We start from the raw sequence: 3,018 nt of genomic DNA on the forward strand, positions 1-3,018 counted from the left end.
CATCAGTCAACTCATGACGTCTCACCACGACTTACCAACGACCAACAGACTTTGCGGACACGCCCTAGTGCGCCCCCGATCACATCAGCCACGGCGTCGCGTTGGTGATCGTCCAGCTTCTCGAAGAAGCTGAGCACGCGGCCGGCGATGCCCCCTTCATTCCCGTTGAGCAGGTAGTTGAAGAAGGGGCCACCCGCGTTGGCGGGATCAATGTAAAGGGCGGCATCACCTCCGGCGCGCCCCAACGCATCCCAGAACTCGTGCCCTTCATGCGTACCTGGCAGAGGGAGCGCGGCAAAGAGGTCGACCAGATGGCCGTTAGCCGCTTGGTTGTACGAGATATCGCAAGCTGCCGCGACCGCGATCTTCGCAACATGCTCAGTGTTGAGCCCCGCGCCCCCAGGCCAGTCCAGCGGAGTGTTGAGCTGGTGGGTTAGATGCCTGGCAAGTTCGTCATCCTCGCCTAGATGATGTTGGACGATCACAAGTTCCCCCAGTTCAGGGCCAGATGGCGCTCAAGGTGGCCTCTTCTCATCCGTCAGTCTGCCCAACCAGGCGGCGATCCACTGGAGCGTGTGAACAACGTCCGGAAAGAGTTCATGCCGGCCGGTCTAACGCAGTTTTCTGCGCAGCCGACTTCAGATGCTTTCCCTACTCAGTACCTCCTCGCATCCGAGAGGGAAGCCGCAGCGCTCCGGATGTCGTCGGCTGCGCTGCTGAGGGACGACGGCAGGTCTGCCATGCGCGCCAAAGCCCGAGCTGTGGAAGCTAGCAGGGGAACGTTGTCTTGCAAATGCGCTAGGTCGTCCCCCGCACCCATCAGCAGAGGCGCATTGTCCTGGAGATGCGCCAAGTCTCGGCTGGCCTGGTAAACCATCCAGGCCGTGTCCTCCGAAATACCAGGCATCCGCCCATGCGAGCGCTCAAGATCCGACTTGAGAACCTTGAGGAGCGAGGACAACTCCGGCATTCGCTCAGCGAGAACCCCCAGCATCGGAGCAATCCGATCGACGTACTGCTCCTGTGCTTCTTGGATCATCGTGACCAGTCGGGCTTCAGTCAGCCCGCTCAGCCCTGCGAGCGCGTCCTGTCCCTCGGCTTCGCGAGCACGCTTCCATCCTTCAAGGATGCCCACGGTGTACTTCTCGCCGTCCACGCCATCGACGCGCTTGTGGTGCACATTGCACAGCAACAGGAGGTTGGCGAAGCTATTCCTGTCGTCCAGGCTCCACGAGGCGTCGTACCGCTTCCCGCCCGCCTTCAGCGCACGAATGTGGGCGATATCCAGGTTGAGAACGGGCTTGCCGTCGATGATGCGCACCGTCGGTGCGCCACAGCGGGGGGCGTAGCAGCCACCCCTCGCTAATGTCATGAGCGCGGCAATCGTAGTGTTGTCATACTTCCTGTGAAGCTCCTCGGCCATGGGTCCTCCTCGAGTCGGTACGTCTCCTAGGGACCATAGAGGCGGGCACCGACATCGGGGTTGGCATGCCGCATAGCTGAATGGTCACGGCCGAAGATCAGTCAGCTCGTGATGCAAGGTCGCGGGTTCGAGTCCCTCATACGGCTCGGCCAGCGGGTCCTGCCACTCGGCCGACCACTGGCAATGCTTCTTGGCGATGTCGGCCCGGCGGGTCTGTTCGGCCGGGCCCGCCGTGCGCTGGCTCTTATCGGCCGCCTCCCGGGCCTTCTCCTGTGCCTGGTCCAGCACGGTGCCGCGCCGGCAGACCCCCGCGCCGGGCACCGACCCAGTTCCTCGCGGGCCGACTGTGGCCGCCGCGCGCCGCCCGTCCAGGTCGCAGGTCCTCGCTTCGCTGCGGGTGCTCCACCTGGAGCGGCGACCCAGCGACGGCAGAGCCCGCACCAGCCGACGATGGGGTACGAGCGGTCGCAGCCCGAGCACAAGCTCAGTGCCTCCTCTCCCCGGTGTAGAGCCACTCCGACAGGCTGTCGGCGCCGAGGACCATCACGTCGAACACGACGAGGTGGGCGGGTACGGACTCGGTTCGACGGGCAGCCAGGCCAGGAGAGGTGGCCAGTCCCAGCCGGGTGAGTAGTCCGCTCGAAGTTGGCATGCCAGCCCTCATTCAGCGGGTTGGCAGTTGGGCTACAACAAGCCCCTGCGTTCCGGTGATCACGGCAACGGGCAGGTCATTGACTGTTCCGCCTGCGGCAACACCCAACACCGTCATGTGGGTAATGAGGGGTTCACCGACCCGTTCCCACTTGGCCAGGTCCCAGACTTGCCCTGTTTCGCTGCCTCCGGTGACGGCGACCGTCCTGCCGTCCAGCACCACGGCCGCCACCGCCAACACCGCGCCGGTATGGCCGGTAAGGGGTTCACCGACAGGCAGCCCGCTGACCAGATCCCAGATCCGCACCGTGCCGTCGCCGCTACCGGTGACGACGACCGTCCTGCCGTCCAGCATCGTGGTCGCTACCGCCCTCACCGTGCCGGTGTGGCCGGTGAGGGGTTCACCGACAGGCAACCCGCTGACCAGATCCCAGATCCGCACCGTGCCGTCGATGCCACCGGTGACGGCGACCGTCCTGCCGTCCTGCACCACGGCCGCCACTGCCAACACCGCGCCGGTGTGGCCGGTGAGGGGTTCACCGACAGGCAGCCCGCTGACCAGATCCCAGATCCTTAGGGTGCCGTCGCCGCTACCGGTGACGGCGACCGGCTGGCCGTTCAGCATCGTGGTCGCTACCGCCCTCACCGTGCCGGTGTGGCCGGTGAGGGGTTCACCGACAGGCAACCCGCTGACCAGATCCCAGATCCGCACCGTGCCGTCGATGCCTCCGGTGACGACGACCGTCCTGCCGTCCAGCACCACGGTCGCCACCGCCAACACCGCGCCAGTATGGCCGGTGAGGGGTCCACCGACAGGCAACCCGCTGACCAGACCCCAGATCCGCACCGTGCCGTCGCGGCAGCCCGTGACCGCCACCATCCGATCGCCCAACGCCACGACCGCCACCGCCTCCACCGCGCCGGTATGGCCGGTGAGGGGTTCA

Annotated in this window: 5 protein-coding genes; all 5 read right to left on the bottom strand. The window is 65.6% G+C overall.

Features of this window, described 5'->3' with window-relative positions; all coding sequences use genetic code 11:
- Nucleotides 1–11: 11 nt before the first annotated feature.
- Complete coding sequence (locus IEY79_RS36325) at nt 12–485, bottom strand: hypothetical protein (RefSeq protein ID WP_189111932.1); 474 nt, start codon at nt 483–485, stop codon at nt 12–14.
- A 170-nt stretch (nt 486–655) separates the two neighbouring features.
- Nucleotides 656–1,423 carry a hypothetical protein gene (locus IEY79_RS36330; protein WP_189111933.1) on the bottom strand — a complete coding sequence of 256 codons (768 nt, stop codon included), beginning with the start codon at nt 1,421–1,423 and terminating at the stop codon, nt 656–658.
- An 84-nt stretch (nt 1,424–1,507) separates the two neighbouring features.
- Entirely contained in the window at nt 1,508–1,744 is a 237-nt protein-coding gene (locus tag IEY79_RS36335) for a hypothetical protein (protein ID WP_189111934.1), read from the bottom strand.
- A gap of 163 nt (nt 1,745–1,907) precedes the next feature.
- Complete coding sequence (locus tag IEY79_RS36340) at nt 1,908–2,075, bottom strand: hypothetical protein (RefSeq protein ID WP_189111935.1); 168 nt, start codon at nt 2,073–2,075, stop codon at nt 1,908–1,910.
- Between the two features lie 12 nt (nt 2,076–2,087).
- Nucleotides 2,088–3,018, bottom strand: a 931-nt coding sequence (locus IEY79_RS36345) for a WD40 repeat domain-containing protein (RefSeq protein WP_189111936.1), incomplete at its 5' end; no start/stop codon positions are given.

This window comes from Streptomyces camponoticapitis (genome assembly GCF_014646115.1).
Taxonomy (GTDB): domain Bacteria; phylum Actinomycetota; class Actinomycetes; order Streptomycetales; family Streptomycetaceae; genus Streptomyces; species Streptomyces camponoticapitis.